The organism is Tibeticola sediminis, assembly GCF_003843835.1.
GTDB classification, from domain to species: Bacteria; Pseudomonadota; Gammaproteobacteria; order Burkholderiales; family Burkholderiaceae_C; genus Tibeticola; species Tibeticola sediminis.
This window is the reverse complement of sequence record NZ_RKQL01000001.1, coordinates 543326-568940: the sequence shown is the minus strand read 5'-3', so window position 1 is coordinate 568940 and position 25615 is coordinate 543326. Positions and strand designations below refer to the sequence as shown.

The window sequence follows — 25615 nt, the reverse complement described above, 5'->3', positions numbered from 1 at the left end:
ATGGACAGCGCCCCCAGCCCGCAGGACACCGCGGCCGAGCCGTCCTACACCGTGGCGGTGCGCGCGCTGTGTGCGTTCACCGCCCGCAGCGGCGACCTCGACCGGCGCTTTGCCCCCACGCCCAGCGCCGAAGAGGGGGTGCGGGGCCACGCGGCGTTGGTGGCCCGCCGCTCCGCGAGCTACCGGCGCGAACTCCCGCTCGAGGGGCGTTGGGGGCCTTTGCGCGTCCGCGGCCGCGCCGATGGTTGGGACGAGGCGGCCGGTCGGCTCGAAGAGATCAAAACCTTTCGCGGCCGGCTCGACACCCAGCCCGCGGGCGAGCGGCGGCTGCACTGGGCACAGCTCAAGGTGTACGGGGCCTTGCTGTGCGCAGAGCGCGGCTTGCGCACGATCGAGCTGGCGCTGGTTTACTACGACATCGACCGCGGCGAGGAAACCTGCTTCCACGAGCGGCACGACGCGGCGGCGCTACAGCACGAATTCGAGCAGCAATGCGCGGCTTTCCTGGCCTGGGCGCAGGCCGAGGCCGCACACCGCCAGCAGCGCGACGCGGCGCTCGATGCGCTGCCCTTCCCCATGCCGGCGTTTCGCGACGGCCAGCGCGCGCTCTCCGTCGCGGTGTGGCGCAGCGCGCAGCGCGGCCAAGTTCTGATGGCGCAAGCGCCCACGGGCATCGGCAAGACGCTCGGCGTGCTGTTTCCCTTGCTCAAGGCGCTGCCAGCGCGCGGCGTTTCGCCCGGGCTCGACAAACTCTATGTGCTCACCGCCAAGACGCCGGGCCGCGCGATTGCGCTCGATGCGCTGCGGCGCCTGCAGCCCCCGAGCGGCGGCGCGGAGCCGGCCCTGCGCGTGCTGGAACTGGTGGCCCGCGAAACCGCGTGCGAGTACCCGGGCCGCGCCTGTCATGGCGAGGACTGTCCGCTCGCGCGGGGCTTTTGGGACCGCCTTCCTGCCGCGCGTGCCGCCGCGGTGGCCGAGCCCGGCGGTGTGCTCGACGCGGCGACCCTGCGCCGCGTCGGTTTGGCGCACACGGTGTGCCCGTATCACCTGGCACAAGAGCTGCTGCCCTGGGTCGATGCGGTCGTGGGCGACTACAACCACTGGTTCGACAGCGGGGGCATGCTGTATGCGCGCACCACCGAGGAGGGCTGGCGCGTCGCCGTCGCGGTGGATGAGGCGCACAACCTGGTCGAGCGCGCGCGTTCCATGTACAGCGCGAGCCTCGACGCGCTCGAGCTGAGGGCCGCGCGGCGCACGATCGCACGGCCGCTGGCGGCGCCGCTGCGACGGCTCGAGCGTGTCTTGGCGCGTGTCCCTGAGCCCGCTCCCGAGCGTGTTCCAGAGCGACCCGCCGGTGGCGCCGCGCCGCCCGCCGCCTACCGCGCCTTCGATGCCTTGCCCGATGGGCTGAGCGAGGCACTGCACGCCGCGTTGGCCGCACTCACGCAGGCCATGCTCGAAGCCCCCGCCGCACAGCCAGAGCCCGCCGCGCTGGCACTGCCGTTGGATGTGCCCGCAGACGCACCCGAGCGAGTCGATGCGGCGCAGCGCTTGCGTGAACTCGGCTACACGCTGGGCGCCTGGCTGCGTCTGGCCGAGCGCTTTGGCGCGCATTCGATGTTCGAGGTGGACGCGAGCCGCTCGGGCGCGGGTGTCGTCGCGCCCGGCGTGCGTTACGGCCTGCGCAATCTCGTGCCCGGGCCGCATCTGGCCAGTCGATGGTCGGCCGCGGTCACGACGGTGCTGTTTTCGGCCACCTTGCGGCCCGAGGCCTGGCATGCGGACCTGTTGGGTTTGCCCGCAGCGCGGCTGGCGCAGGTGGACGTGCCGGCTCCGTTTGCTGCCACCCAGCTGCGTGTGCAGGTGGCACAGCAGCTCTCCACCCGCTGGCGCGACCGCGCGCGCTCGCTGCCCGCCTTGGTGGACTTGATGGCGGCGCAGTGGCGAGCCGAGCCCGGCAACTACCTGGCCTTTTTCAGCAGTCATGACTATTTGCAGCAGGCCCATGCGGCATTCACCGCAGCGCACCCGGATGTGCCGGTCTGGGCGCAGTCGCGCGCCATGCCTGAGCCCGAGCGCGCGGCCTTTCTCGCGCGTTTCGTGCCCGCAGGCCGCGGCATCGGGTTTGCGGTGCTCGGTGGGGCCTTTGGCGAGGGCATCGACCTCGTGGGCGACCGGCTCATCGGTGCCTTCATTGCCACGCTCGGCCTGCCCAGCGTCAGCCCCGTGCTCGAGGCCATGCGCGAGCGGATCGATGCCCAGTTCCCCGGCCGCGGCGACGACTATGTGGGCCTCTATCCGGGGCTACAGAGGGTGGTGCAGGCGGCCGGGCGTGTGATCCGCGGCCCCGAAGACCGCGGCATCCTCGTCTTCATGGACGACCGCTATGCGAGCGCACGGGTACGCGCGCTGCTGCCATCGTGGTGGCCGCAGCCGACGCTGCTGCGCCGCTGAGGCAACGCTGAATCAGGGTAACGCTGAATCAGTTCCTGCGATGGCGCGCGAGCGGCCTGTTCAGCGTTGCCTCAGGCCCAGATGACCCGCTTGGGCGCATCAAACCACGGCTCGATGCGATCTTTCACCGCTTCTTCGATGCGGTTGCGGCGGATTTTCATCGTCGGGGTGAGGGTGCCGTTCTCGATGCTCCAGGGTTCGCGCACGATCACGATCATGCGCAGCTGCTCGTAGTCGGCCAGTTTGGCGTTGACGTCTTGGAGCAGTTGTTCCATCGCCTGCTCCACCTCGCGCCGCACGGCAGGATCGCCGAGTTTGGGGCGCAGGGACTCGGCCGGGACGACGAGTGCAAACGCGGCGGGCTGCCCGACGCCGGACACCATCGACAGTTCGACCATCGGATGCGCGTTGAGCAGGTTTTCGATCGGCGCCGGGGCGACGTACTTGCCCTTGGCGGTTTTGAACAACTCCTTGACGCGGCCGGTGATCTTCAACAGGCCGTTGGGCAGGCGCTCGCCGCGGTCGCCGGTGCGGAAAAAGCCGTCTTCGGTGAAGGCTTCGGCGGTGAGCTCGGGCGCGCGGTAATAGCCCACCATCTGCCCCGGCGACTTGATGAGGATTTCGCCTTCGTCACTGATGCGCACCTCGACGCCGGGCATCGGAACCCCGACGTAGCCAGGGGCGTTTGCCTCGGCGGTCGAGTTGTGCGAATAGGCAAAGTCCTCGGTCATCGCGTAGCCCTCGACCAGATTGAGCCCGAGGCGGCGATACCACTGGATGAGATCGGCCGGAATCGGTGCGGAGCCGCTGCCGGCGAGCAGCACATGGTCGAGTCCCAGCCCCTTGAGCACCTTGCGCCCCACGATCTTGCCGAGGATGGGGATGGAGAGCAGCCGCTCGAGCTTCTTGGGCGGCATCTTCGCGAACACGCCCTGCTGGAATTTCAGCCACAGCCGGGGCACCGAGATGAAGGTCGTCGGCCGGGCGCGCTGCAGGTCTTGCAGGAAGGTGTCGAGCGATTCGGCGAAATAGACGTGGGTGTTGCCGTCGACCAGGGCCGCGGCTTCGACCCAGGCGCGCTCGAACACATGCGCGAGGGGCAGATAGGAAAGCACCCGGTTTTCCGGCACCGGGCCGATGCGTGCGTGGATGTCGCGGTTGATCTCCTCCGCCACCCGCGTGATGCGTTCGAAGTTGTGCATGACGCCCTTGGGCCGACCGGTCGAGCCCGAGGTGTAAATGATCATCGCCAGATCATCGCCGGCGCGCTGTGGCCGACCGGGCAAGGGCGGGGTGCGCGCGATGATGTCGTCCCAGCGCGGGCAATCGGTCTTGGGCGCCAGCGGCAGCGCGATGCAGGGCAAGCCCGTGGGCACGCCCGGGCGTTGCGCTTCCCAGGTGTCGAGCTTGCCGACGAACAGCAGGCTCGCGCCACTGTGTTCGAGCACGTAGCCGATGGTGTCTGCGGTTTCGGTGGGGAAGATGGCGACCGTCGTGCCGCCGGCCATCCAGATCGCCAGCTCGGCAATGAAGAAGTGCGCGCAGTTCTTCGAGAGGATGGCGATGCGCGCGCCCGGCTCGAGCTCGAGGCTTTGGAGGTGGGCCGCCATGCGGCGGGCCTCGTCGACGGTTTGCGCCCAGGTGTAGTCGCGCACCTGGCCGCCACCGATGGGCTGGGTCAGGAACACCTGGTTGGGGCGCTGGGCTTCGTGGTCGTAGACGTAATCGAGTATGAGTTTTTGAGTCATGGTCGGCTCTGGATGGGGGTTCATCGGGCGCTTGGACCTGCCCGGGCGCGAGCGCCGAAGGCGGCTGGCGCGCCGGGCGAGACTTTCGCGGTTTTTGGCGCGCCCGACACTCAGGGCTTACCCGCTGGCGCGGTGCGACGGCGGGCGCCTGGCATGTTCATGGCACGTTTGGGCGGCCGTGTTGAACCTAAATCCGGCAGTTGACCGCTTTTCGTGAAACGCAAGGTGTTGACGCTTCAACAATTTTCGGTGTGGAGGCCGTTCACCGCTTGGGTGAGCGCTGCGCACCCGTTCGAGCCACCCTCGGGCACGGGGGCGGCGTTGCAAATCCTCGCCATGGCAAACGCCATGGCTGTGGTTTGCGCCTTGCCCGCGCGCCCGATGACGACCCGCCCGGGCGCGCCCAACCGCCGGATTTAGGTTAAAGTTTTCGGCATTTCGACTCGCTGCGCCCTTCCCACGTGTCCATGCTCCGTTCCGTCTTGGCGATCAGCCTTGGCGCATCCGCCGGCGCCGTCTTGCGCTGGAGCCTGGGTGTCAGTCTCAACGCGCTTTTCCCCCTGATCCCGCTGGGCACCTGGGTGGCCAATATGCTCGGCGGCTATCTGATCGGGGTGGCGGTGGCCTTTTTCGCGGCCTACAGCGCGCTTGCACCGGAGTGGCGGCTGTTGGTCATCACGGGCTTTCTCGGCGGGCTCACGACCTTTTCCACGTTTTCGGCCGAGGTCACGAGCCTCTTGCAGCAAGGGCGTCTGGGCTGGGCGGCTGCGGCGGTGGGCGCCCATGTCGGCGGCTCACTCTTGATGACGGTTGCGGGCATGGCGACCGTCGCTTGGCTGCGCGCCTGAGCGAAGGGCGCGGCGGGCCAACACGCGGAGGGATCCCATGCACGGTTTTCAAATCACCTTCTACACCCAGCAAGACCGTCGGCACGGCAAGCAGCCCCTCGGCGAGTGGCTGCTTGAAACGGCCCGGACCCTGGGTGTACGCGGCGCAACGCTCACCGTCGGCAGCGAAGGCTTCGGGCAGGATCACAAGCTGCACTCCGCACACTTCTTTGAACTGACCGATCAACCCATCGAAGTCACGATGGCCGTGACGGCCGACGAGGCCGAGCGGCTGTTCGCACGGCTGCGCGAGGAGGGCGTGCGGGTGTTTTACGTGAAGGCGCCCATCGAGTTCGGCACTACGGGCGAGTGAGGCCGCCCGGGCGAGCGCGGCACGCGCCATCGCCAGCGTTGTTTCAGTAATGCGGCGGCCGCTCGTCGAGCAGGCTGCGCGGCGTCGCCGGGTTGTCGGCGGGTAGGGAGTCGCGCAGGGCGGCGAGCTCGCGGCGCAGGGCATCGATTTCGCGCTGCTGCCGGGTGATGATCGCGTCGAGCTGCTCGAGCAAATCGTCGGTGAAGCTGGCCTTGATCTCGAGCGCGGTGAGGCGTCGTTCGGTTGGCGATTCGGCGGAGCTGTGCTGTGCGTCGTTCATGGGGCAGATTCGTTCAAAGTGTGCGGCTGCGCGCCAGCGGCGGGTTGCGCGCGAAATAGGCGCGGATGCCACGCATGAGCGCGTCGGCGAGCGCTTCTTGGTAGGCATCGGTGCGCAGGCGGGCCTCTTCCTCGGGGTTGCTGATGAAGGCGGTTTCCACCAGCACGCTGGGGATGTCGGGCGCTTTGAGCACGGCGAACCCGGCCTGCTCGACGCTGGCTTTGTGCAGCCGCCCGACTTGGCCGATTTCGCGCAGCATCGCGTTGCCGAGGGTGAGGCTGTCTTTGATTTGCGCGGTGGTGCTCATGTCGAACAGGGCGCGCTTGAGGTGGACGTCTTGGGTGGCGATGTTGACGCCGCCGATCTGGTCGGCGCGGTTTTCCTGGCTGGCCATCCAGCGCGCAGCCGCGCTCGACGCCGCGCCTTGGCTCAGCGCAAACACGCTCGCGCCGCGCGCTTGCGGCGTGTAGAACGCGTCGGCGTGGATGCTCACGAACAGGTCGGCTTGCACGCGCCGCGCTTTTTGCACGCGCATGTGCAGCGGCACGAAGTAGTCGGCGTCGCGCGTGAGGAAGGCGCGCATCGGATTGCCCTTGAGCGTGGTGGCGTCGATGCGCGCGCGCAGCCGCTCGGCGATGCGCAGCACGACGTCCTTCTCGCGCGTGCCGTTGGGGCCGATGGCGCCGGGGTCTTCGCCGCCGTGGCCTGGATCGAGCGCGACGATGATGAGGCGCTCGGTTGGCTCCTCGAGCACCGATTTATAGCTTTTTCGGTTGATCGCCGGCTTGTTTTGGGGCTCGATTGCTCCGAAAAGAGGAGTGACCGGACCGGGCTCGGGCTTGGCTTCGGGGTAGCGGCGGCTGCTGGCACCGCTGCCGCTGGCGGCGGGCGCGCTGCGGGTGGCCTCGTTCGGTACCGCGGGCACGTGTCCTTGGCGCGCGAGGAGTTCACCCAGGGGGTCGGCCGCAGCGGTCTCGGCGGGCGCGGTGACCGGTGGGGCGGGCCGGGCTTTTTCGCGTTGTCGCGCTTCGAGCAGGGCCAGCAAGGGATCGGGCGGCTGCTTGGGGTAGAGGTCGAACACCAGCCGATGGCGGTAGGCAGCCACCGGGGGTAGGTTGAACACCTGGGGCTCGGCCGGGTGTTTGAGATCGACCACCAGCCGCACGACCGAAGGCGCGTTCTGTCCGACCCGTATGCCGGCAATGTTGGGGTCGTCGGCCCGCACTTTGGCAACCAATTCCCGCAGTTCCGCACTGAGGTCGATGCCCTCGATGTCGACCGCGAGCCGCGGCGGATCGGCCACGAAGAACGAGCGCGCTTTGAGCGGCTCGTCGCTCTCGAGGGTGACGCGGCTGTAGTCGGGCGCGGGCCATACCCGAACCGCGAGGATCGTGGCCCCGCGCGCGATTTGGAGCGGCCCGAGCAGCAGCACGACCGCGCCGGCCTGCAGCCAGTGCCGGCGGCTCAGGCCGTGGGGCGCGGTCTCTGCGATGGGTGTGCCTGGGGTCATGGCGTCAGCACGGCGAGGGAGGCGCAGGGTCTGCACCGAGCGCGGCGAGCAGCCGCTCGCCCGTGGGTGTGTGGGCCGTCGCTTCCAGGCAGCGCGCGTCTTCGGCTGCTTCGACCGGCGAGAGGCGCAGCACGCAGTCGGGCCGGGGCGCGACCGCCGCGACCCGCTCGGGCCATTCGGCCAGCTTGAGTCCGGGGCTCGCGTAGAGGTCACGAAAGCCGGCGTCTTCCCACTCGCGCGGGTCCGACAGGCGGTAGTAGTCGAAATGCCAGACATCGACGGCTCGATCCCCCTGCGGCCGCTGCGCGCGGTAGCTTTCCACCACGGCATAGGTCGGGCTTTTGATCCGGCCCGTGACGCCCAGCGCACGCAGCAGGTGGCGCACGAACGTGGTCTTGCCCGCGCCGAGGTCGCCCTGCAATTCGATCGAGGCATTCTCGATGGCATCGCTCTGCGCGAGCCGTTCGGCCAAGGCGGCAAGGGCGGCTTCGTTGGGCACGCGCAGGCGCAGGGGGGGCATGACGGGCCTTTCTACAATGCGGCAGTGGGCTTCAGTGGTACTCAGATCGATCCTCATCGGCTGCTCGAGCAGATCCGCGCTTGGGCGCGGGCGCTGGGATTGTCCCAAATTGGCGTGAGCGACGTCGATTTACGCCATGCCGAGCCGGGTTTGAGTGCGTGGCTTGCCGCCGGGTTCCACGGCGGGATGCACTACATGGCCGCGCATGGCCTCAAGCGCGCCCGCCCGGCAGAGCTGGTGCCCGGCACCGTGCGCGTACTCACCGCGCGGCTCGACTACTTGCCGCGGGGCACGACCGCCGGCTGGGCTGCAGCCGAGCGCGCGCGGCTGGCGCAGCCGCAGGAAGCCGTGGTGTCGGTCTATGCCCGGGGGCGCGACTACCACAAGGTGCTGCGCGCGCGGCTGCAGGCGCTGGCCACGCGCATCGGCGAGGTGATCGGCCCGTTTGGGTACCGCGTGTTCTGCGACTCGGCGCCGGTGCTCGAGGTCGAACTGGCGACGCGCAGCGGTCTGGGCTGGCGCGGCAAACACACGCTGGCCCTGAGCCGCGACGCCGGTTCGATGTTCTTTCTGGGCGAGATTTACCTCGACCTTGCCTTGCCCGTGACCGAACCGGTCCGTGCCCACTGCGGCCGCTGCCGGGCCTGCATCGATGTCTGCCCGACGCAGGCTATTCTGGCGCCGGGTCGGCTCGATGCCCGCCGCTGTATCTCCTACCTCACCATCGAGCACGACGGCCCAATTCCGCCCGAGTTGCGCGTTCAGATGGGCAACCGCATCTATGGCTGCGACGACTGCCAACTGGTCTGCCCCTGGAACAAGTTTGCGCAGCCCTCGATGCTGGCGGATTTCGACCCGCGCCCCGGCTTTGCGGGCGCGTCCATCACGACGCTGCTCGGCTGGGACGAGGCCGAGTTTTTGCGCCGCACGGAAGGCAGTGCCATCCGCCGCATCGGCCATGTGCGCTGGCTGCGCAATCTGGCCGTCGCTGCCGGCAACGCTTTGCGTGCGCAGCCCCGCGCGCCCGAGGCCGAGGCCTTGCGCCTCGCACTGCAGCGCTGGCAGAGCCACCCGAGCGCGCTCGTGCGCGAGCATGTGGTCTGGGCTTTGGGCAACGCTGAACAAGTCCCTCGCGCGTCGCGCATCCCGGGTGCGGGCGGTCTGCTTCGTTGCAAATCCTCGCCATAGCTACGGCTATGGCTGCGGTTTTCGCCTCGCATCCCATCCCGCGGCCGGGCGCGCGCCATCGCGGGAACTTATTCAGCGTTGCCTTTGCAGTCGTAAGCGGGCTCGGGCGGTGAGCGTGCCTCGGTGGCAGACCGGGCTGTCCGATGACCTTGCCCTATGATCCATCCATGAAGCACCAGACCGCCCTGCAGCTTGGGTCGCAGCGCGTGCGCGCTGCGTGGGCGTCGCTGCGGCTGGCTGCGTTCGTGCTAGTGTTGGCTTTGAGCCCTTCCACCTACCGCGACCCGGCGGTGCGCGCGACGCTGGTGCGGCAGATTGCGCTGGGCACGGGGCCGCTGTTGGCTTGGTTCACGGTGCTCGTAGCCGTGGGCTCTTTGGTGTTGATCCGCATCGTCGTCGTCACCGCAGCGAGCTACGGCTTGAACCGCTACGCGCTCGACATGGTGGTGCGCGTGCTGGTGCTCGAGCTCATCCCGCTTATTGCCGCGCTGGCGGTGGCGGTACGCATCACGTTGCCCGAAGGCGTGCGGCTTGCAGCGCAAATCACACCCGAGCGGCTCGCCGCCTGGCGCCGCGAGGGGCGCGATCCGCTCGCGGTCGAAGGGGCGCCGCGGGTCGTGGGCGGGGTGTTCGCGGTGGTGGCGCTCGCGGCGGTGAGCTGCGCGGTGTCGCTGGTGCTGGCCTATCTGGTCGTGCACGGTTTCACGCTGGCCGCGCTGCCGGCCTACACCCGCAAGGTCGGCCAGGTATTCACGCCGGCGGTGTCGCTGGTGTTCGTGCTCAAGACGCTCGCGCTCAGCTTGAGCGTTTCGCTGGTTCCCGTGGTGTCGGCCTTGCGGATCGCCGGCTCCAGGAACGCGGGCGTACTCTCTGAAGTGGGTAGTCTCGTGCGCATGTTCTTACTGATCTTGCTGATCGAAATCGGCTCGCTCATGGTCAACTACGCTTGATGTCCTCGTCTTTGCCTTCATCGAACGAAAGTGTTGCGGCCGCGGATCTGGCCGCGCCGGATCCGCGGCTCGCGCGCCGTGCGCGCTGGTTGGTGCTGGCGGTGCTGGCGCTCGTCGTCGCCTCGGTGCTTTATTTGCTCTATGCCCGCGGTGTGTTTGAGCAAACGCAGCGGGTCGTGCTGGTCGCCGATGACTCCGAGGGTGTGAGCATCGGCATGGACATGACGTTTGCGGGCTTTCCGCTCGGGCGTGTGAGCCGGATCGAGCTCGCGCCCAGCGGCCGGGTGCGCATCCTCGTCGACGTGGCGCGCAAGGACGCGCATTGGCTGCGCGAAACCAGCGTCTTCACGCTCGAACGTGGCTTGGTCGGCGGCGCCAAGCTGCGCGCCTACACCGGCATGGTCGGCGCTGCCCCGCTGCCCGACGGCGCCGAGCGCGAACTGCTCATCGGCGACGCGAACGCCCAGATCCCGCGGCTGCTCAGCGACGTGCGCGACCTGCTCGCCAATGTGCGTGCGCTCACGGCGCACGACGCGCCCCTGGCGCAGACGCTTGCCGATGTGCATGAGATTACCGGCCGCATCAAAGGCCCGAGCGGTGCGCTGGGTGTGCTGTTCGGCAACGAGGCCGATGCGCGCCGGCTGCTCACCACGCTGGACCGCACCAACGCACTGCTTGCGCGCCTCGACGGGCTGGGCGCCAAGGCGGACGCCCAGGTATTCGGCGAGCGCGGGCTGGTCAACGCCTCGCGGGGGGCGGTGGACGAGGTCTCCGGCCTGCTGGCTGACACCCGCGCTAGCCTCAAAAAACTTGACGCCGTGCTGACCCAGGTCGAAGCCGTCGCCGCCAACGCGAAGGAAGGCACGGCCGATTTGGGTGCGCTGCGCGCCGAGGTCGAGAGCAACCTGCGGCGGGTCGAAGACTTGATGAACGAAATCAACCGCAAATGGCCGTTTGCGCGCAACCCGGAGCTGCGGCTGCCATGAGGTCCGCAGCGTTTCTGCTCCCGCCTCTGCCGTCGAGCGTGCGTCGCGGCGGGCTGGGGCTGTTGTTCGGCCTCTTGCTCGCCGGTTGTGCCAGCGGACCGCCCGTGCCCGACTGGAAGCTCGAGTCCCATGCGGCCGCGACCCGGGGCTTGGCCGCCATCCTCAATGCCGATACCCGCGTGGCGCAGGCCGAGTTTGCGCGGGCCCGCCAGCAGCTCGCCCGCACGGCCGATCCGGCCCGCCTCGCACGGCTCGAACTGCTGCGCTGCGCCGCCGAAGCGGCAAGCCTGCTCGTGAGCGACTGCCCCGCGTTCGAGGCTCTGCGTGCCGACGCACCGCCGGCCGATCGCGCCTATGCCGATTGGCTGCAGGGCCGCGCGCAGGCCGAGACGCTCGCCTTGCTGCCCGAGGCCCAGCAGCCCGTGGCGCGTGCTTTGCTGTCGCCCGCGGGCGCCAGCACCGGGGGTGCGGCGCTGATCGCCGGGATCGAGGACCCGCTCGGGCGGCTGGTTGCAGCCTCGGTCTGGCTGCGGGCCGGCCGAGTCGACACCGCCGTCATCGACCTCGCGATCGACACCGCCTCGGCCCAAGGCTGGCGGCGCGCGCTCGCCGCCTGGCTGCAGGCGGGCGTTCGCGCGGCCAGCCTGCGTGGGGACGAGGCCCGCGCGTCGCAACTGGGCCGCCGACTCGAGCTGCTGAGATTCGCATTCGACGGCGGCTGAGACGCTGCCGGCCGACATCGGTCTGTCATGTCTCGTCTTTATACTGTCAGGGGTATGTGACAGCCGACTGCCACTCTGGCGCAATGTGGCAGTGCGTGTGACAGCCGAGTGAAGCCGTCTTTGCGGAACATCAAAGGGTTGCCGCTTTGAGTATTGATCCAGCGCAAACCCAGCTGTCGTTACCGCTTGGCACAGATCTTGTTTCTCTTCTCGCGGTTCGCGCGCGGACATCCCTTCGCCGCGAGACCGCAGAGGACGAACAAAAACCATGGAGATGATTGGTCTGTATCCGACCTGGTTTGAAGCCGGCGTCGGTAGTGGCTGGATCGTGGGGCTCATCGCCACGGCCCACGTTTTGTTTTCACACACCTCGGTTGGCGCGGCCATCTTTTTTGCGTGGCTGGCCAACTATGCCTACCGGCACGACAGGCCTAAGCTGCTGGAGTTCATTCGCCGCTATGGCCTGTTCCTGCTGGTGTTCAGCTACGTGCTGGGTTCCATCACCGGGCCGGGCATCTGGTACTCCACTACGGTGGCCAGCCCCCGTGGCATCTCGGCGCTGATCCACTCCTTCGTCTGGATGTGGGCCACCGAATGGGTTTTCTTCGTCATCGAGGTGGTGGGTGTGTACATGCTGGTCTACCTGGTGGGCCGCATCGACGTGAAAACCCACACCCGTGTGGCGCTGATCTTCGGTCTGGCGTCCTACACCACCATGCTCATCATCGTGGGCATTCTGAGCTTCATGATGTGGCCGGGTAAGCCCGAATGGAACGAGGCGGGGGGCGTGCTCAACGCCTTCTATGGTCCCAACACCTTCGCGCAACTGGGCATGCGCACGGCCTTCATGTTCAGCATCGCCGCGGTGGTGGGCGGCATCGTGGCCGCGCGCTTCGAGGATGCGGAACTCAAGAAGAGCATCGCACGCAAGCTCGCTGTGCTGGGCATCGTTGCCACGCTGAGCGGCGCGGGCATGCTGCAGTGGTACTTGGCCACGCTGCCGCCTACTGCGGATGTGATGCTGCAGAACCGCCTGCCCGCCTATTTCCCCACCGCCCTGATGGCCGTAGTGGCCGGCACGCTCGCTTACTTTGTGCTGACCTTCGTGCAGCCGCGTGCGCTGGTGTCGGCCGTGGCAGGGGTGATGACGGTGGTCATCCTGGTCTTTGGCCTGTGGCCTGAAGAGGTGGCCCGCGAGTCCATTCGCAAACCCTGGGTGGCTGGGCAGTACGTCTATTCCAACCAGGTGGTCGGCGCCGATGTGCCAGGCATGGGCGTGAAGTCCGAGATTCCCAAGATCGAGGCGCATGGCTTCCTGCAAACCCATGTGTTCGTGCCGCAGGGCCAGCGCGTAGTGACGGATGACAACCGGCTCGAAGTCGGCCGCACGCTTGCGCTGGCCACCTGTTCCAACTGCCATTCGCTCTCAGCCACCGGCATGCGGCCGCTGCGTAACTACTTCGCCGGCAGTCACACCGAATCGGAGATTGCCGAGTACCTGCAAGCTGCGCTGGCGGGCGGCAACACGCTCTACATGCCGCAGATTCCGCTCAAGGACGACGAGGCCCGTGCGCTTGCCGCCTACATCCTCTCCACCACGCCTCAAGCGGGCGTGAACACCGCGCAGGCCAGTGTTGCCGCGCCTGCCAAGGAGTGAAGCCATGACCCCTGAAATGCTCTACGCGTTGCGCGACCAGGCGGGCGTCCCCTCGCACCCTGCGGTGTTCCTGATTCTGGGCGTGCTCACTTTCGCGCTGCACATCGCTGCGGTGCAGGTCATGCTTGGGGCGGCTGCGCTCACGCTGCGCGGCGCCTTTAGCACCGACCTGAAGTGGCGCCGCCTGGCTGCTGCGATGATCACCACGGCCAAGATCGCGGTGTCGGTGGCCATCGTCCTCGGCGTCGCGCCGCTGTTGTTCGTGCAGGTCATCTACGACCCGTTCTGGTACACCTCCAACGTGCTCTCGGCCTGGTGGGTGATCGGCTTCATCATGCTGCTTATCGCCGGCTACATCGCGATGTATGTGTTCTACTGGAAGAACCATGACATCGTGGCTGAAGGTGGCCGGGGCGGCGGGTGGATGGTGTTGTCCCTCGCGCTGCTGCTGGCGGTAGGCTGGATCGTGCACAGCCTCACCTATCAGATGCTGTTCCCCGAGCAGTGGATGGACTGGTATGCCCCCAACGGCCAGATCGACCCCAGTGGCCGCAGCCTGCATTTGTCGCACCTGCCCCGCTTCCTGTTCTTCATTGCGCTGTCGGCGCCGGTGACGGGGGCGTGGTTGTTTGCCTACCGCCGTTATCTGCAAGGCGGCAAGGAATCTGACGGCGTCTATCTGGCCTTCCTGCGCGGGCTGGCGCAGCAGCTCATGCTAGTGGGCGGAGTGGTGGCGGTGGTCATTGGCGCGGTGTGGATGCTGACGCTGCCTGAAAAGATGGCCTGGTTCGCTGGCTCGGTCTGGATGTGGATGGCGCTGGCAGCACTGCTGGCCGTGGTTGCTTTGCCGCTGGTACTGCGTGAGAAGCTCGACACGGGTTTCTGGGGCTACGCCATCTTTGGCGCCGGCGCCGTGGCGCTGATCGTGGTCGGCGCTTCGCGCGAGGTGCTGCGCTTCGTTACGCTGCTGGGCAGCCACGGCTACAACGCGCTGGACTACCGCATCACCATGGATTGGTACAGCACGCTGCTGTTCTTCATCACCTTCGGCGTGCTCGGCGGCATGACGCTGGCGTATTTGTTGACCGTGGCCTGGAAGGCCGGCCAGCACAAGGGCGATGGGCCGTACGTGCCCAGTGCGGGCGTGACCCGCATCGGCCAGTGGTCGGTGAGCCTGCTGGTGATCTGGACCTTGTTGTATTTCGGCGTGGGCTTTTGGGTCTGGGCCCGTTGAAGACCGAGCAGGAGTCAACCCAACATGACGTACCTTTTTTCTCTCCCCCCGGCCCGCCTGCCGCTGCGAGACGTCGCGGCCTGGTCTCTGGCCGTCGCTCTGGGCGCCACGCTGATGGCGTCGCTCAGCGTCAAAGCGCTGGCGCAAACCGCGCCGGGCGCTGGCCCAGCGGTAGCCCCAGTTGCCGCAGCAAATCCGGCCGCCGCCGCACCGCCGCCACCCGCGCCGAGCCCGGCGCTCAACCCGAAGCCGGTGCCCGCAGCCATCATGGCGCACAGCTGTGCGGCCTGCCACGGCACCAACGGTCAACTCGGCGACGAGTATTTCAAACCGCTCGCGGGCATGCCGGTGCAGCAGTTCGTGCGCACGATGGTTGATTTCCGCGAAGGCAAACGCAGCGCGACCCTCATGGGCCATGTGGCCAAGGGCTTCACCGACGCCGACCTCAAGGCCATGGGTGAGTTCTTCGCCGCACAAAAGCCGTCGAACCCGGCTGCCGCCGGCCAAGGAGCGAAATGATGCACAACATGAATGTCGCCACGCGCCGCGCGTGGCTCGGGCAGGCTTTGGGTGCGCTCGGCGTGCTGGCGGCGCCCAGCTTGGCCTTTGCACAGAACCGCGCCCGTATCGTCATCGTCGGCGGCGGCGTGGGCGGTGCCACTGCAGCCAAGTACCTCAAGCTGTTCAACCCCGAACTCAGCGTCACCGTCATCGAGAAGAACCCGGTCTATGTGCGGCCCTACGGCTCGTCCGAGGTGCTCAACGGCCATGTCTCGATGGAAGACCTGAACGTCAGTTACGACGCGCTCAAGAGCCGCTACGGCATCGAGTTCGTCTTTGATACCGTCACCGGCGTCGACGCGGCGGCACACGTCGTCACCACGGCTGGCAAGCAGAAGATCGGCTACGACCGCCTCATCGTCTCGCCGGGCATCGAGCTGATGTACAACGCCTACGCGGGCTACAGCGAGGCCGTGGCCCGAACGGCCGTGCCCTCGGGCTGGATTCCCGGCGAGCAGACCGCGTTGCTGGCCAAGCAGCTGCAGGGTATGCGTGAGGGCGGAACCTTCGTCCTGGCTGCGCCGCCCAACCCCTATCGCTGCCCGCCCGGGCCGTATGAACGCGCCTCGCTCATGACCGAGTGGTTCCAGAAGCACAACCCCACGGCCAAGGTCATCATCGTCGATCCGAAGGACAGCTTCGTGACCGACGAAACCATGCTGCTCGGTTGGAACCGGCTCTACAACTTCAACCTGCCGCCGGACTATGTGAAGAAGATGCAGGCCGAAGTCGAGATCAAGCAGCATGCCAAGCCCGGCATGCTGAGCTGGGTCCGCGGCAAGGACGGCGGGCGTACGCTCAAGATCGACGCGAAGAAGATGACCATCGAGACCGAGGCCGAGGTCATCAAGGCCGATGTGATCAACGTCATCCCGCCCATGCGCGCCGGCCAGGTGGCCAGGACGCTGGGCCTGACCGACAGCTCGGGCTTCTGCCCGGTCAACCGCCGCAACTTCGCGTCCACACTGCTGCCCGATGTGCATGTGATTGGCGACGCCAGCATTGCTGACGCCATGCCCAAGAGCGGCTTTTCGGCCAACACGCAGGCCAAGGTGGTGGCACGCGCCATCGTCGAGGAACTCGCCGGCCGCCAGGCGCCCGAGCCGCTGTGGGAAAACACCTGCTACGCCCTCGCTGGCGAGGACTACGGGCTGTTCGTGGCCGATGTGTTCAAGATTGTCGACGGCAAGATCGGCCGCATCAACGGCAAGAGTCGCTATCTCCCTCTCAAGGCAACGCCGGCACAGCTCAAGCTCGGCGCGCGCTACCAGCAAGCCTGGCTGCGCACCTTCACCTCGGACTGCTTTGCGTGAAAGGCCGCACCCGATGAACACTTCCGTTTCCCTGGCCCGTGCCGCCGGCCTCTCGCTCGCGTTGGCTGCAGCCCTGAACACATCGGCGCATGCCAACGAAACCGCGGCCACACCCGCTACCAAGGCCTGGACGCCCGCCGCCCTGCGGCAGGCCCTCGCCGCATTGCCCAAGGGCGATGTCGAGCGTGGCCGCGTGGTCAACCAGCAGCTGTTCTGCGCTTCCTGCCATGGCGACACCGGTGTCGCCCCCACCCAGAACTGGCCGCACCTTGCCGGGCAGAAGAGCGTCTACACCGTGAAAATGCTGCTCGATTACCAGAGCCGCTTGCGTAGCGAAAACAAAGGCGCCGCGCTGATGCACGATGTGGCGGTGATGATGACGCCGCAGCAGATGGCCGACGTCGCCGCCTTTTACGCCGCGCAGACGCCCCCGCGTGACGACGGCACGCCTCGCCCCGGCACCAAGGGCGGCGGCCTCAGCGCCGAGCAACTGGTCACCAAGGGCGATCCCACGCGCCTGCTGACGCCTTGCGCGAGCTGCCACGGTGTGAAGGCCTCGGGCGGCAAGTTCGAGGCGGCGTCCTTGGCCGGGCAAAACCCCTTGTACTTCACGCGCACCATGCTCGACTACCAAAGCGGCGTGCGTGCCAATGATGCAGCCAAGGGCATGAGCGCCTTTGCCAAGAAGCTCACGCGCGGCGAGATCGAAGCGCTCGCCACCTACTACGCCGACCTGCCGCAGAAGCTGAAGTGAGGCCGGATGCCGGCGGCATCGCTGGGTGCCGGCCGCACCTCAGAGGCTGAGAGGGAATTGGGCGTGCCCGAAGGGGCGCCCCAAAACGCGCCCGAGTAGGCGCAAAGCACAGCCGTAGCTCGGGCTACGGCGCGCATTTGCAACGCCCTCTGGCGTGTTTTGGGACGTCAAAGCGGGCATGACCAATTCCCTCTTAGCCTCTCAGAGCCGCCGGACGAGCTCCAGTGCGAGCGGCAGGCTCAGCAGTCCCAGCAGGGTGGAGAGCGTGACCAGCGCGGCCACATAGCCGCCCGGGTAGCCCATGCGGGCCGCCAGCACATAGGCGCTCGAGGCCGTGGGCAAGGCAGAGAAAATCAGCAGCACGGTCGCCTGGATGTGCGGCAGTTGCAGCGTCACCGCCAGCGCGAACGCCGCCAGCGGCAGCAGCAGGTGGCGGATCGCCAGCACCGAGGCCGCGAGCGCGCGGGCCTGCGAGAGCGATCCGAGCTGCATGCCCGCGCCCGCACTCATGAGGCCGAGCGCCAGCGCCGCTGCGCCAATGCGGGTGGCCGCCGGCTCGATCCACGCCGGCAGGTGCCAGCCCGAGAGGCTGGCCACCAGGCCCGAGGCGGTGGCGACGATCAGCGGGTTGCGCACGAGTTCGCGCAGCAGCCCGTGGCCGCCGTGACGCGCCATCGGCCACACGGCGGCCACGTTGAACAAGGGCACGCACACGCCGATCAGCACCGACACCCACTGCAGCCCCTGCGGCCCGGCCAGCCGCTCGGCCAGGGCCAGCCCGATGAAGGAGTTGAAGCGAAAGGCCACCTGGGCCGCGGCCGCATGGCTGCGCACCTCCAGGTGGCGCCCCAGGCCCGGCAGGTGGGGCAGCCCCCAGGCCATGCCGATGCCGACCACGCCCAGCGCCAGGCCCGCGGCAATCAGCTGCGAGGCCGCCGACACATCGAGCGAGAACCGGGTGATCGACTGAAACAGCAGCACCGGGAACAGCAGGAAGTACACCAACTGCTCCACCGCGACCCACACCGGCCGGCCCAGGGTGGTGTAACGGCAGACCAGGAAGCCCAGCAGAATCAGCGTGAAGTCGGGCAGCAGCAGGGAGAACATTGCCATTCATGCGAGCATAGCGGCACCCCGTTGCCGCCTCTGTCACGCGCATGCCCGCCGCCACCCGTTCTGCCACGCCGCCCACCACGGCCACCACCGCCCCCGATGCCGGCATCGACGCTTTTCTCGACGCGTTGTGGCTCGAGGACGGGCTCAGCGCCAACACCCTGGCCGCCTACCGGCGCGACCTCACGCAGCTCGCGCGCTGGCTGCACGGCCAGGGCGTGGCGCTGGATGCAGCCACCGATGCCTGGCTGCAGCGCTACATGGCCGAGCGCCACGCCAGCAGCCGCGCCACCTCGGCCAACCGGCGGCTCACGGTGTTCAAGCGCTACTACCGCTGGGCGCTGCGCGAACGCCGCATCGAGCGCGATCCGACGCTCAAACTGCTCTCGGCGCGCACGCCTTTGCGTGTGCCGCGCACGCTGAGCGAAGCCCAGGTCGAGTCGCTGCTGGCCGCGCCCGATGTGGGCACCGCCCTGGGTGTGCGCGACCGCACCATGCTCGAGCTGATGTACGCCAGCGGCCTGCGGGTGAGCGAGCTGGTGGGCCTCAAGCTGCACCATGTCGGGCTGCGCGAGGGCGTGCTGCGGGTCTTGGGCAAGGGCGCCAAGGAGCGTCTGGTGCCGTTTGGCGAGGTGGCGCAAGATTGGCTCGAACGCTATCTGCAGTCGGCGCGCCAGGCGCTACTCGGTGGGCGCCAGAGCGACGACCTGTTCGTCACCACCAGCGGCGCGCGGCCGGGTACGGCGATGACGCGGGTGATGTTTTGGCAAATCGTCAAGCGCTATGCGCGCGAGGCCGGCATCACCGCGCCGCTCTCACCCCACACACTGCGCCATGCGTTCGCCACGCACCTGCTCAACCACGGCGCGGACCTGCGCGCGGTGCAACTGCTGCTGGGGCACGCCGATATTTCCACCACCACCATCTACACCCACATCGCCCGCGAGCGGCTCAAAACGCTGCACGCCCAGCATCATCCGCGGGGATGAAGCTCAGCCTCTCAGCCGGCGTCTCGCAGCGCCTGCAATTCGGCCTCGGTAAACCCCGCGGCGCGGCGAGCAGCGTCGTTGTACGGGGGCTTGAGGCGGGGCGCGCGGTGGGTGCGTGCGAGCCCTTTGTAATGGGCGAGGGGGTCGAGCCCGTCGCGCGCGCACAGCCAGCGGTACCAGCGGTTGCCGATGGCCACATGGCCGACCTCGTCGCGCAGGATGATGTCGAGCAGCGCGCAGGCTTCGAGCGCGTCCTGCGTGCCCACCTGCCGCAACCGCGCCTGGATCAGGGGCGTGGCATCGAGCCCTCGGGCTTCGAGCGTGCGCGGCACCAGCGCCATGCGTGCCACCGGGTCGTTACGGGTTTTCTCGGCCATCTCCCAAAGCCCATCGTGCGCGGCAAAGTCGCCATAGTCGTGGCCGAGGCTTTGCAGGTGACGGCGCAGCAGGCTGAAGTGCTCGGCCTCCTCGGCGGCGACGCGCACCCAGTCGCGGTAGTACTCGGCGGGCAGACCCGCAAAGCGCCAGACGGCGTCGAGCGCGAGGTTGATGGCGTTGAATTCGATGTGGCAAACCGCGTGGATCAACGCGGCGCGGCCCTCGGGCGTGAACGGGGAGCGGCGAGGCACCTCTGGCGGCGGCACAAGCCGGGGCTGGGCCGGTCGGCCGGGCAGCGACGGGGGCTCTGGGATGGGGTCGATTGCTATTGAATACGACGCAAACTGTGCCCGAATCACGCTGGCGAGTTGGCATTTTTCTTCTGGATCGGCGGTTTGAAGAGCCGTCAGCGCCGCGTGTCGGAGTTCCATCCCTACAATTCTAGAGTTCCCGGCTTCTACGCTTTCGCGCACCCCCATGGCACTCTACGAACTCGACGGCATTTCTCCGCAATGTCACCCCTCGGCCTGGGTGGCCGACAGCGCCGAGGTCATCGGCAACGTACGTCTGGGCGCCGACGCGAGCGTCTGGTTCGGCACCGTGGTGCGCGGCGACACCGAGAGCATCACCATCGGCGAGGGCAGCAACATCCAGGATGCGAGCGTGTTGCACGCCGACATTGGCCAGCCGCTGACCATCGGTGCGCGGGTCACGGTCGGGCACCAGGTGATGCTGCACGGCTGCACGATCGGCGACGAATCGCTGATTGGCATCGGGGCGGTCGTGCTCAATGGTGCGAAGATCGGCCGCCATTGCCTCGTCGGCGCGGGCGCGCTCGTGACCGAAGGCAAGGAATTTCCCGACGGCTCGATGATTCTGGGCAGCCCAGCCAAGGTGGTGCGCTCGCTCAGCCCCGAGCAAATCGAAGCACTGCGCCAGAGCGCGCAGCACTACATCGACAACGCCAGGCGCTTTCGCGCGGGGCTCAAGAAAATCGCCTGAAGGCGAGAAGGCGGCTGCGTGTCCGAACTGCACAAATTTCATTTCCAAGGCATGCCCGTGCGCGGCATGCTGGTCCGCTTGACCGAGGCGTGGCAAGAGGTGCTTGAGCGGCGCGCGGCCAACGCGACGACCGGCGCGTACCCGGCGCCGGTGCGGGCCCTGCTTGGCGAGATGACCGCCGCGGCGCTGCTGCTGTATGGAAACATCAAGTTCGATGGCGCGCTGATTTTGCAGATCCACGGCGACGGCCCGGTGAAGCTGGCGGTCGTGGAAGTACAGCCCGGCATGCGTTTTCGCGCCACCGCCACGCTCGTGGGCGAGGTGCCCGAGGGCGCGACGCTGAGCACCATGGTCAACCAGCACGGACGCGGGCGTTGCGCGGTGACGCTGGACCCGCAGGGGCGGCAGCCGGGGCAACAGCCCTACCAGGGGCTCGTTCCGCTGGTCGATGAGGCTGGGCGGCGGCTCGAGCGGCTCGCGGAGGTGCTCGAGCACTACATGCGGCAGTCCGAGCAGCTCGATACGACGCTGGTGTTGGCCGCCGACGACCGGGTCGCGGCGGGCTTGTTGATTCAACGTTTGCCGGCGCAGGGCGGCACGGCAGCCGTTGGGGCACCCGTGCGGGCGCACGGCGAGGAAGCCGACGACGACTACGCGCGTATGGCCATGCTGGCCAAGAGCCTCACACCCCAGGAGTTGCTGGGGCTCGACAGCGAGACCATTCTGCGCCGCCTGTTCTGGCAGGAACCGATCGAGCGTTTCGAGCCGCTGCTGGGGCCATCCGGGCCGCGGTTCGGCTGCAGCTGCAGCCGAGAGCGCGTGGCGCAGATGCTGCGTTCGCTCGGCGCAGACGAGGTACGCAGCATCGTCGATGAGCAAGGCCAGGTCGAGGTCGGCTGCGAATTTTGCGGTCAGCAATACCGCTTCGACCCGATCGAAGCGACGCAGTTGTTCGTTCCCGCCGTCGGGCAGCCCCCCGTGGGGCCACAGGTGCAGTGAGCCTAAATCCGGCAGTTGGGCGCGCCCGGGCGGGTCGTCATCGGGCACGCGGGCAAGGCGCAAACCGCAGACATGGCGGGTGCCATGGCGAGGATTTGCAACGCCGCCCCCGGGCCCGAGGGCGGCTCGAACGGGTGCGCAGCGCTCACCCAAGCGGTGAACGGCCTGCGCACCGAAAATTGTTGAAACATCAACACCTTGCTTTTCGCGAGTAGCGGTCAACTGCCGGATTTAGGCTGAGAACGATCCTCACGGCGACGAGGGCGGAGCACCGAAGTCGAGGTTGTTGCAGGCCTCGCACTCTTGCTTGAACACGCCCAGTTTCGCGAGCAGCGCATGCAGCTCGCAGCCCACGCAGACGCCCAGCACCGTCTCCATCCACATGAAGCCCACGCAGACGCCGACGGCCACCAGCGGAATCCAGCGCGGCATGTAGTTCGAGGTGGTGGGCAGCCATTCGTGCATCGTCACGGTGTTCACCCAGCCCGCGAAGGTGTCGGGGTTGAAGAAGATCCAGCAGACGGCGATCATCGTCGCGCCGATGCTCCAAGCCATGCGCTTGGGCGCGAGCGGTTTCCAGACCGGCGGCTTGTTCGCAGCGAGCAGGCTGGCGATCCAGACCGTGGGTGAGAGCCGGGTCGTCGCCGGGAACATCGCCACGATCATTTCGAAGAACGCGTAGGCCAGCAGCCGCGACTGCACGGTGTAGTCGTAGACCCGGCGCACGGCCTCCACCATGTAGAGCACGCGGCCGTCGAAATCGGTGTCGAAGGTGTCTTGGATGACATTGCCCGTGACTTCCCAGCGGCTGCCGTACACCACATCGAGCAGGGTGTAGAGCATGAAGAGCGGAATGAACAGCAAGATGCCCGCGCGGATGCGCACGGCCACCTCGTTGATCATCGGCTCGGCGTCGTCGGGGCTGCGAAACCACAGGTGGCGCAGCGCGTGGCGCCAACCGACACCGCGATGGCGTGGTGCCTGAAAGATCGTGGCAGCAGTCATGGGGCCTCCTTGATACAGCCGGGGGTATATGTGGAGCCCCAAGCTTACTCCTGCCCGATCCCGACGTTGATCAGGGTCAATACCTACCCATGCCGCGAAACAAGCGCCGCTCGGCTGCGGCGTCGCCACAGTGCGGACACAGCGCCATCCAGCGACCATGCGCCAATGTGGCTTCCGACGGGTTTCGGTCAGGCGCCGGCGTGGAATGGGTTTGAAGTGCTCTGAAAAAAAGAGCATCGAGGGCTCGCTGCAGCCGGGCTACGCCATGCCCATAGATCACCTGCCAAGGCTGGCCCGACTGGTGCAGGGCCGTGCGCAGCAGGGTGTCGACCGGCTCGCGCACGTGGGGGCCGTCGCGCTGAATGCCGTCGGGCACCCAGGGCAGGTCGAGGCCGGTGAGCAGGGTCAGGTCGTATTGCCGCTGGTGCGCGAGCGCAAAGGGATGCAGCGAGCGGTCGCCAAACAGCCGTTCGCTGTAGACCGCGGTCATGAGCGGCGTGGTGTCGGCGATGACGAAGTCTGCGTCGCGCACGGCCAGCACCCGCCGGGCCTGCTCGCGCGCGATGTCGCGCTGTTCCTGCGGCTCGGGCGTGCGGCCGGCCCGGTCGCACCATTCGCGCAGGTATTCCGGGACGACCACCGCCTCGAGGCCGCGCGCGCGCAAGGCGTCGGCCAAGGCGACGGTCAGAGCCGTCTTGCCGGTGCTCTCGGCACCGAGTACCGCGATGCGCTGCGGCCGGCTGGGCGTCGTGGTCATGGCTGTGCGGCGGGTTCGAGGGCGGCGCGCCAGGCGCGCCAGCCGACGACGGACAGGCCGATGAACAGCAGGTAGAGCAGGGCAGTGAGCCACAGCCCCTTCCAGGCAAAGAGTGCGACGCTCACCCCATTGACCGCGATCCAGACCAGCCAGTTTTCGAGGTATTTACGGCCCAACAGCACCTGCCCAATCAGGCTCAACGCCGTCGGGAATGCATCCCACCAGGGCACGTCGGTGTCGGTGTAGCGTGCCAGGAATAAGCCCGTGGCCGGCCACAGCAGCACGGCGCTGCCGATCAGTGCGCGCCAGCCAGCGGCGCTGAGCCGTGCGACCCTCAGCGGCTGCCCGTTGCCGCGTGAGCCGCGCAACCACTGCGCCCAGCCCCAGAACGCCATCACCGCGAAGAAGATCTGCAGCGCCGCGTCACCATAGAGTCGGCTGCGCCAGAACAGGCCGAAATACAGCAGCGAGGCGACGGCCGCCAGCGGCCAGCCCCAGTGGATTTCGCGGATGTTGCACGCGACCATGGCCAGCGAGAGCGCGAAGGCGACGATCTCGAGCCAGGTGGTCGGACTGCCCCAGGCGGTGAAGGCAGGGGTGAAAAGCCAATCGGGCATGAGCAAGGGGCTGCGCTGGGCTGGCCGCGCTGGGCGCAGGCGTCGGCGTCAGGGGCCGAACTGGACCAGGATTTCGTTGGGCTTGACCATGCCCAACTCCGAGCGCGCGATCTCCTCGACGATTTCGAGGCCTTCACGCAGGTCCTGCACTTCTGCGGCCAGCCGGGCGTTGGCCGCGCGCGCCTCCTCGTTGGCCAGGCGTTGCGCGGCCAGGCGTTCCCGCAGGCGTTGCACCTCGGGAATGCTGCCGCGGCCAAACCACAGCTGGGCGTGGAACACCCCCAGCAGAACGACCAGGACGGCGGCAACGACGCGAGCGGTCATGAGCGTTCCGTGGGCGGCGCGTGCGCAGGGCCAGCCGCGGCTTCAGCGCAGGTTGTAGAACGCCGCGCGGCCGGGGTAGATGGCCACGTCGCCCAGGTCTTCCTCGATGCGCAGCAGTTGGTTGTACTTGGCCATGCGGTCGCTGCGGCTCATGGAGCCGGTCTTGATCTGCCCGGCGTTGGTGCCCACGGCGATGTCGGCGATCGTGCTGTCCTCGGTCTCGCCCGAGCGGTGGCTGATGACGGCGGTGTAGCCCGCACGCTTGGCCATTTCGATGGCGGCGAAGGTCTCGGTCAGCGTACCGATCTGGTTGATCTTGATGAGGATGGAGTTGGCGACGCCGCGCTCGATGCCTTGCTTGAGGATCTTCGTGTTGGTGACGAACAGGTCGTCGCCCACGAGCTGCACCTTCTTGCCCAGGCGTTCGGTGTGCAGCTGCCAGCCTTCCCAGTCGCCCTCGGCCATGCCGTCTTCGATGGAGATAATGGGATACTTGTCCACCCAGGTCTCGAGCACGTTCGTCCACTCCTGCGCCGACAGCGTCAGGCCCTCGCCGGCGAGGTGGTACTGGCCGTCTTTGTAGAACTCGCTGGCCGCGCAGTCGATGGCGATGGCCATCTGCTCGCCCGCCGTGTAGCCGGCGTTGCTGATTGCCTCGAGGATGAGTTGGATGGCCGCTTCGTGGCTGGCCACGCTGGGCGCAAAGCCACCCTCGTCACCGACGGCGGTGCTCATGCCGCGGTCGTGGATGATTTTCTTGAGCGCGTGGAAGGTCTCGGCGCCCCAGCGCAGCGCCTCGCGCAGGCTCGGCGCGCCCACCGGCACGATCATGAACTCTTGCAGGTCGAGGTTGTTGTTGGCGTGCGCGCCGCCGTTGATGACGTTCATCATCGGCACCGGCAGCTGGCAGCCGTTCATGCCGCCGAAGTAGCGGTACAGCGGCAGGCCCGATTCCTCGGCCGCGGCGCGGGCGACCGCCATCGACACGGCGAGGATGGCGTTGGCGCCCAGGCGGCTCTTGTTCTCGGTGCCGTCGAGGTCGATCAGGGTCTTGTCGAGGAAGGCTTGCTCCGACGCATCGAGGCCCAGCACCGCTTCGCTGATTTCGGTGTTGATGTGCTCGACGGCTTTGAGCACGCCCTTGCCGCCGTAGCGGCTCTTGTCGCCGTCGCGCAGCTCCACGGCCTCGCGGGTGCCGGTCGATGCGCCCGACGGAACCGCGGCGCGGCCCATGGTGCCGCTCTCGAGCAGCACGTCGCATTCGACGGTGGGGTTGCCGCGGCTGTCGAGAATCTCGCGACCGACGATGTCAACGATGGCACTCATGCAGTAGTCCTTTCAAAGGAATCGGGGA

28 protein-coding genes are annotated in these 25615 nt (G+C 67.7%); 16 read left to right on the top strand and 12 right to left on the bottom strand.

Annotation, left to right across the window (positions count from 1 at the left end; translation table 11 throughout):
- Complete coding sequence (locus tag EDC62_RS02695) at positions 1-2454, top strand: ATP-dependent DNA helicase (protein ID WP_124220198.1); 2454 nt, start codon at positions 1-3, stop codon at positions 2452-2454.
- Positions 2455-2525: 71 nt separating this feature from the next.
- Here EDC62_RS02695 and EDC62_RS02690 read toward each other — a convergent pair whose 3' ends face one another.
- Positions 2526-4202 (bottom strand): AMP-binding protein, encoded by a 1677-nt coding sequence (locus tag EDC62_RS02690; protein WP_124220196.1) that lies wholly within the window; start codon positions 4200-4202, stop codon positions 2526-2528.
- Between the two features lie 225 nt (positions 4203-4427).
- On the opposite strand from EDC62_RS02690, the gene EDC62_RS02685 reads away from it, so the two are divergent.
- Genes EDC62_RS02685 through EDC62_RS02675 form a run of 3 tightly spaced genes read left to right on the top strand, consistent with a single transcriptional unit; the run spans position 4428 to position 5402 of the window.
- Positions 4428-4622, top strand: coding sequence for a hypothetical protein (locus tag EDC62_RS02685; RefSeq protein WP_124220194.1), 195 nt, complete (start codon positions 4428-4430; stop codon positions 4620-4622).
- Positions 4623-4669: 47 nt separating this feature from the next.
- The gene (gene crcB / locus EDC62_RS02680) at positions 4670-5050 is read left to right on the top strand and encodes a fluoride efflux transporter CrcB (RefSeq protein ID WP_124220191.1); all 381 of its coding nucleotides are present in this window, start codon (positions 4670-4672) and stop codon (positions 5048-5050) included.
- Positions 5051-5087: 37 nt separating this feature from the next.
- Positions 5088-5402 carry a DUF190 domain-containing protein gene (locus EDC62_RS02675; protein WP_124220188.1) on the top strand — a complete coding sequence of 105 codons (315 nt, stop codon included), beginning with the start codon at positions 5088-5090 and terminating at the stop codon, positions 5400-5402.
- Positions 5403-5445: 43 nt separating this feature from the next.
- Here EDC62_RS02675 and EDC62_RS02670 read toward each other — a convergent pair whose 3' ends face one another.
- From EDC62_RS02670 to tsaE, 3 genes are read right to left on the bottom strand one after another with little or no spacing between them, the layout of a single operon-like run.
- A complete protein-coding gene (locus EDC62_RS02670; RefSeq protein WP_124220185.1) occupies positions 5446-5682 on the bottom strand; it encodes a SlyX family protein in 237 nt (78 codons plus the stop codon).
- 13 nt (positions 5683-5695) lie between these two features.
- Positions 5696-7192, bottom strand: a complete 1497-nt coding sequence (locus EDC62_RS02665) for an N-acetylmuramoyl-L-alanine amidase (RefSeq protein ID WP_124220182.1) — start codon at positions 7190-7192, stop codon at positions 5696-5698.
- Positions 7193-7196: 4 nt separating this feature from the next.
- Positions 7197-7712 carry a tRNA (adenosine(37)-N6)-threonylcarbamoyltransferase complex ATPase subunit type 1 TsaE gene (gene tsaE, locus EDC62_RS13125; RefSeq protein ID WP_245968720.1) on the bottom strand — a complete coding sequence of 172 codons (516 nt, stop codon included), beginning with the start codon at positions 7710-7712 and terminating at the stop codon, positions 7197-7199.
- A 72-nt stretch (positions 7713-7784) separates the two neighbouring features.
- Here tsaE and queG point away from each other — a divergent pair, with 72 nt between their 5' ends.
- The 9 genes from queG to EDC62_RS02615 all read left to right on the top strand — a co-directional run bounded on the left by queG (position 7785) and on the right by EDC62_RS02615 (position 17077).
- Positions 7785-8900, top strand: a complete 1116-nt coding sequence (queG, locus tag EDC62_RS02655) for a tRNA epoxyqueuosine(34) reductase QueG (protein ID WP_245968748.1) — start codon at positions 7785-7787, stop codon at positions 8898-8900.
- Between the two features lie 167 nt (positions 8901-9067).
- Positions 9068-9850, top strand: coding sequence for an ABC transporter permease (locus EDC62_RS02650; RefSeq protein ID WP_124220174.1), 783 nt, complete (start codon positions 9068-9070; stop codon positions 9848-9850).
- Positions 9850-10836, top strand: a complete 987-nt coding sequence (locus EDC62_RS02645; RefSeq protein WP_245968719.1) for an MlaD family protein — start codon at positions 9850-9852, stop codon at positions 10834-10836. Before EDC62_RS02650 ends, EDC62_RS02645 begins: the two co-directional genes overlap by 1 nt.
- Complete coding sequence (locus EDC62_RS02640; RefSeq protein WP_245968718.1) at positions 10833-11558, top strand: hypothetical protein; 726 nt, start codon at positions 10833-10835, stop codon at positions 11556-11558. The genes EDC62_RS02645 and EDC62_RS02640 overlap by 4 nt, the downstream gene beginning before the upstream one ends.
- A 268-nt stretch (positions 11559-11826) precedes the next feature.
- Positions 11827-13215, top strand: a complete 1389-nt coding sequence (locus EDC62_RS02635) for a c-type cytochrome (protein ID WP_124220172.1) — start codon at positions 11827-11829, stop codon at positions 13213-13215.
- A 4-nt stretch (positions 13216-13219) separates the two neighbouring features.
- The gene (locus tag EDC62_RS02630; RefSeq protein WP_124220169.1) at positions 13220-14449 is read left to right on the top strand and encodes a hypothetical protein; all 1230 of its coding nucleotides are present in this window, start codon (positions 13220-13222) and stop codon (positions 14447-14449) included.
- Positions 14450-14473: 24 nt separating this feature from the next.
- The gene (locus tag EDC62_RS02625) at positions 14474-14968 is read left to right on the top strand and encodes a c-type cytochrome (RefSeq protein ID WP_124220166.1); all 495 of its coding nucleotides are present in this window, start codon (positions 14474-14476) and stop codon (positions 14966-14968) included.
- Positions 14969-14976: 8 nt separating this feature from the next.
- Complete coding sequence (locus EDC62_RS02620; RefSeq protein ID WP_124220163.1) at positions 14977-16323, top strand: NAD(P)/FAD-dependent oxidoreductase; 1347 nt, start codon at positions 14977-14979, stop codon at positions 16321-16323.
- A gap of 13 nt (positions 16324-16336) precedes the next feature.
- Positions 16337-17077: a c-type cytochrome gene (locus EDC62_RS02615; protein WP_124220161.1), complete on the top strand. Its 741-nt coding sequence runs from the start codon at positions 16337-16339 to the stop codon at positions 17075-17077.
- 201 nt (positions 17078-17278) lie between these two features.
- Here the strand turns inward: EDC62_RS02615 and EDC62_RS02610 are convergent, their stop codons facing one another.
- Positions 17279-18190 (bottom strand): AEC family transporter, encoded by a 912-nt coding sequence (locus EDC62_RS02610; RefSeq protein ID WP_124220158.1) that lies wholly within the window; start codon positions 18188-18190, stop codon positions 17279-17281.
- A 44-nt stretch (positions 18191-18234) separates the two neighbouring features.
- Between EDC62_RS02610 and xerD the strand changes: the two genes are divergently transcribed.
- Positions 18235-19179: a site-specific tyrosine recombinase XerD gene (gene xerD / locus EDC62_RS02605; RefSeq protein ID WP_124220155.1), complete on the top strand. Its 945-nt coding sequence runs from the start codon at positions 18235-18237 to the stop codon at positions 19177-19179.
- An 11-nt stretch (positions 19180-19190) separates the two neighbouring features.
- Here the strand turns inward: xerD and EDC62_RS02600 are convergent, their stop codons facing one another.
- Positions 19191-19988: a ferritin-like domain-containing protein gene (locus EDC62_RS02600; protein WP_124220153.1), complete on the bottom strand. Its 798-nt coding sequence runs from the start codon at positions 19986-19988 to the stop codon at positions 19191-19193.
- A 46-nt stretch (positions 19989-20034) separates the two neighbouring features.
- On the opposite strand from EDC62_RS02600, the gene EDC62_RS02595 reads away from it, so the two are divergent.
- Both EDC62_RS02595 and hslO read left to right on the top strand, forming a co-directional pair.
- Positions 20035-20559, top strand: coding sequence for a gamma carbonic anhydrase family protein (locus tag EDC62_RS02595; RefSeq protein WP_124220150.1), 525 nt, complete (start codon positions 20035-20037; stop codon positions 20557-20559).
- 18 nt (positions 20560-20577) lie between these two features.
- Positions 20578-21558: an Hsp33 family molecular chaperone HslO gene (gene hslO / locus EDC62_RS02590; protein ID WP_124220148.1), complete on the top strand. Its 981-nt coding sequence runs from the start codon at positions 20578-20580 to the stop codon at positions 21556-21558.
- Between the two features lie 2 nt (positions 21559-21560).
- Here hslO and EDC62_RS02585 read toward each other — a convergent pair whose 3' ends face one another.
- The 6 genes from EDC62_RS02585 to eno all read right to left on the bottom strand — a co-directional run bounded on the left by EDC62_RS02585 (position 21561) and on the right by eno (position 25587).
- Positions 21561-21749, bottom strand: a complete 189-nt coding sequence (locus tag EDC62_RS02585) for a hypothetical protein (RefSeq protein WP_124220145.1) — start codon at positions 21747-21749, stop codon at positions 21561-21563.
- A gap of 58 nt (positions 21750-21807) precedes the next feature.
- Positions 21808-22563, bottom strand: a complete 756-nt coding sequence (locus EDC62_RS02580) for a DUF4395 family protein (protein WP_124220142.1) — start codon at positions 22561-22563, stop codon at positions 21808-21810.
- A 76-nt stretch (positions 22564-22639) separates the two neighbouring features.
- Positions 22640-23320 carry an AAA family ATPase gene (locus EDC62_RS02575; RefSeq protein WP_124220139.1) on the bottom strand — a complete coding sequence of 227 codons (681 nt, stop codon included), beginning with the start codon at positions 23318-23320 and terminating at the stop codon, positions 22640-22642.
- Positions 23317-23937, bottom strand: coding sequence for a nicotinamide riboside transporter PnuC (gene pnuC, locus EDC62_RS02570; protein ID WP_124220136.1), 621 nt, complete (start codon positions 23935-23937; stop codon positions 23317-23319). The genes EDC62_RS02575 and pnuC overlap by 4 nt, the downstream gene beginning before the upstream one ends.
- 48 nt (positions 23938-23985) lie before the next feature.
- Positions 23986-24261, bottom strand: coding sequence for a septum formation initiator family protein (locus EDC62_RS02565; RefSeq protein WP_124220134.1), 276 nt, complete (start codon positions 24259-24261; stop codon positions 23986-23988).
- Positions 24262-24303: 42 nt separating this feature from the next.
- The gene (gene eno / locus EDC62_RS02560) at positions 24304-25587 is read right to left on the bottom strand and encodes a phosphopyruvate hydratase (RefSeq protein ID WP_124220132.1); all 1284 of its coding nucleotides are present in this window, start codon (positions 25585-25587) and stop codon (positions 24304-24306) included.
- Positions 25588-25615 lie beyond the last annotated feature (28 nt).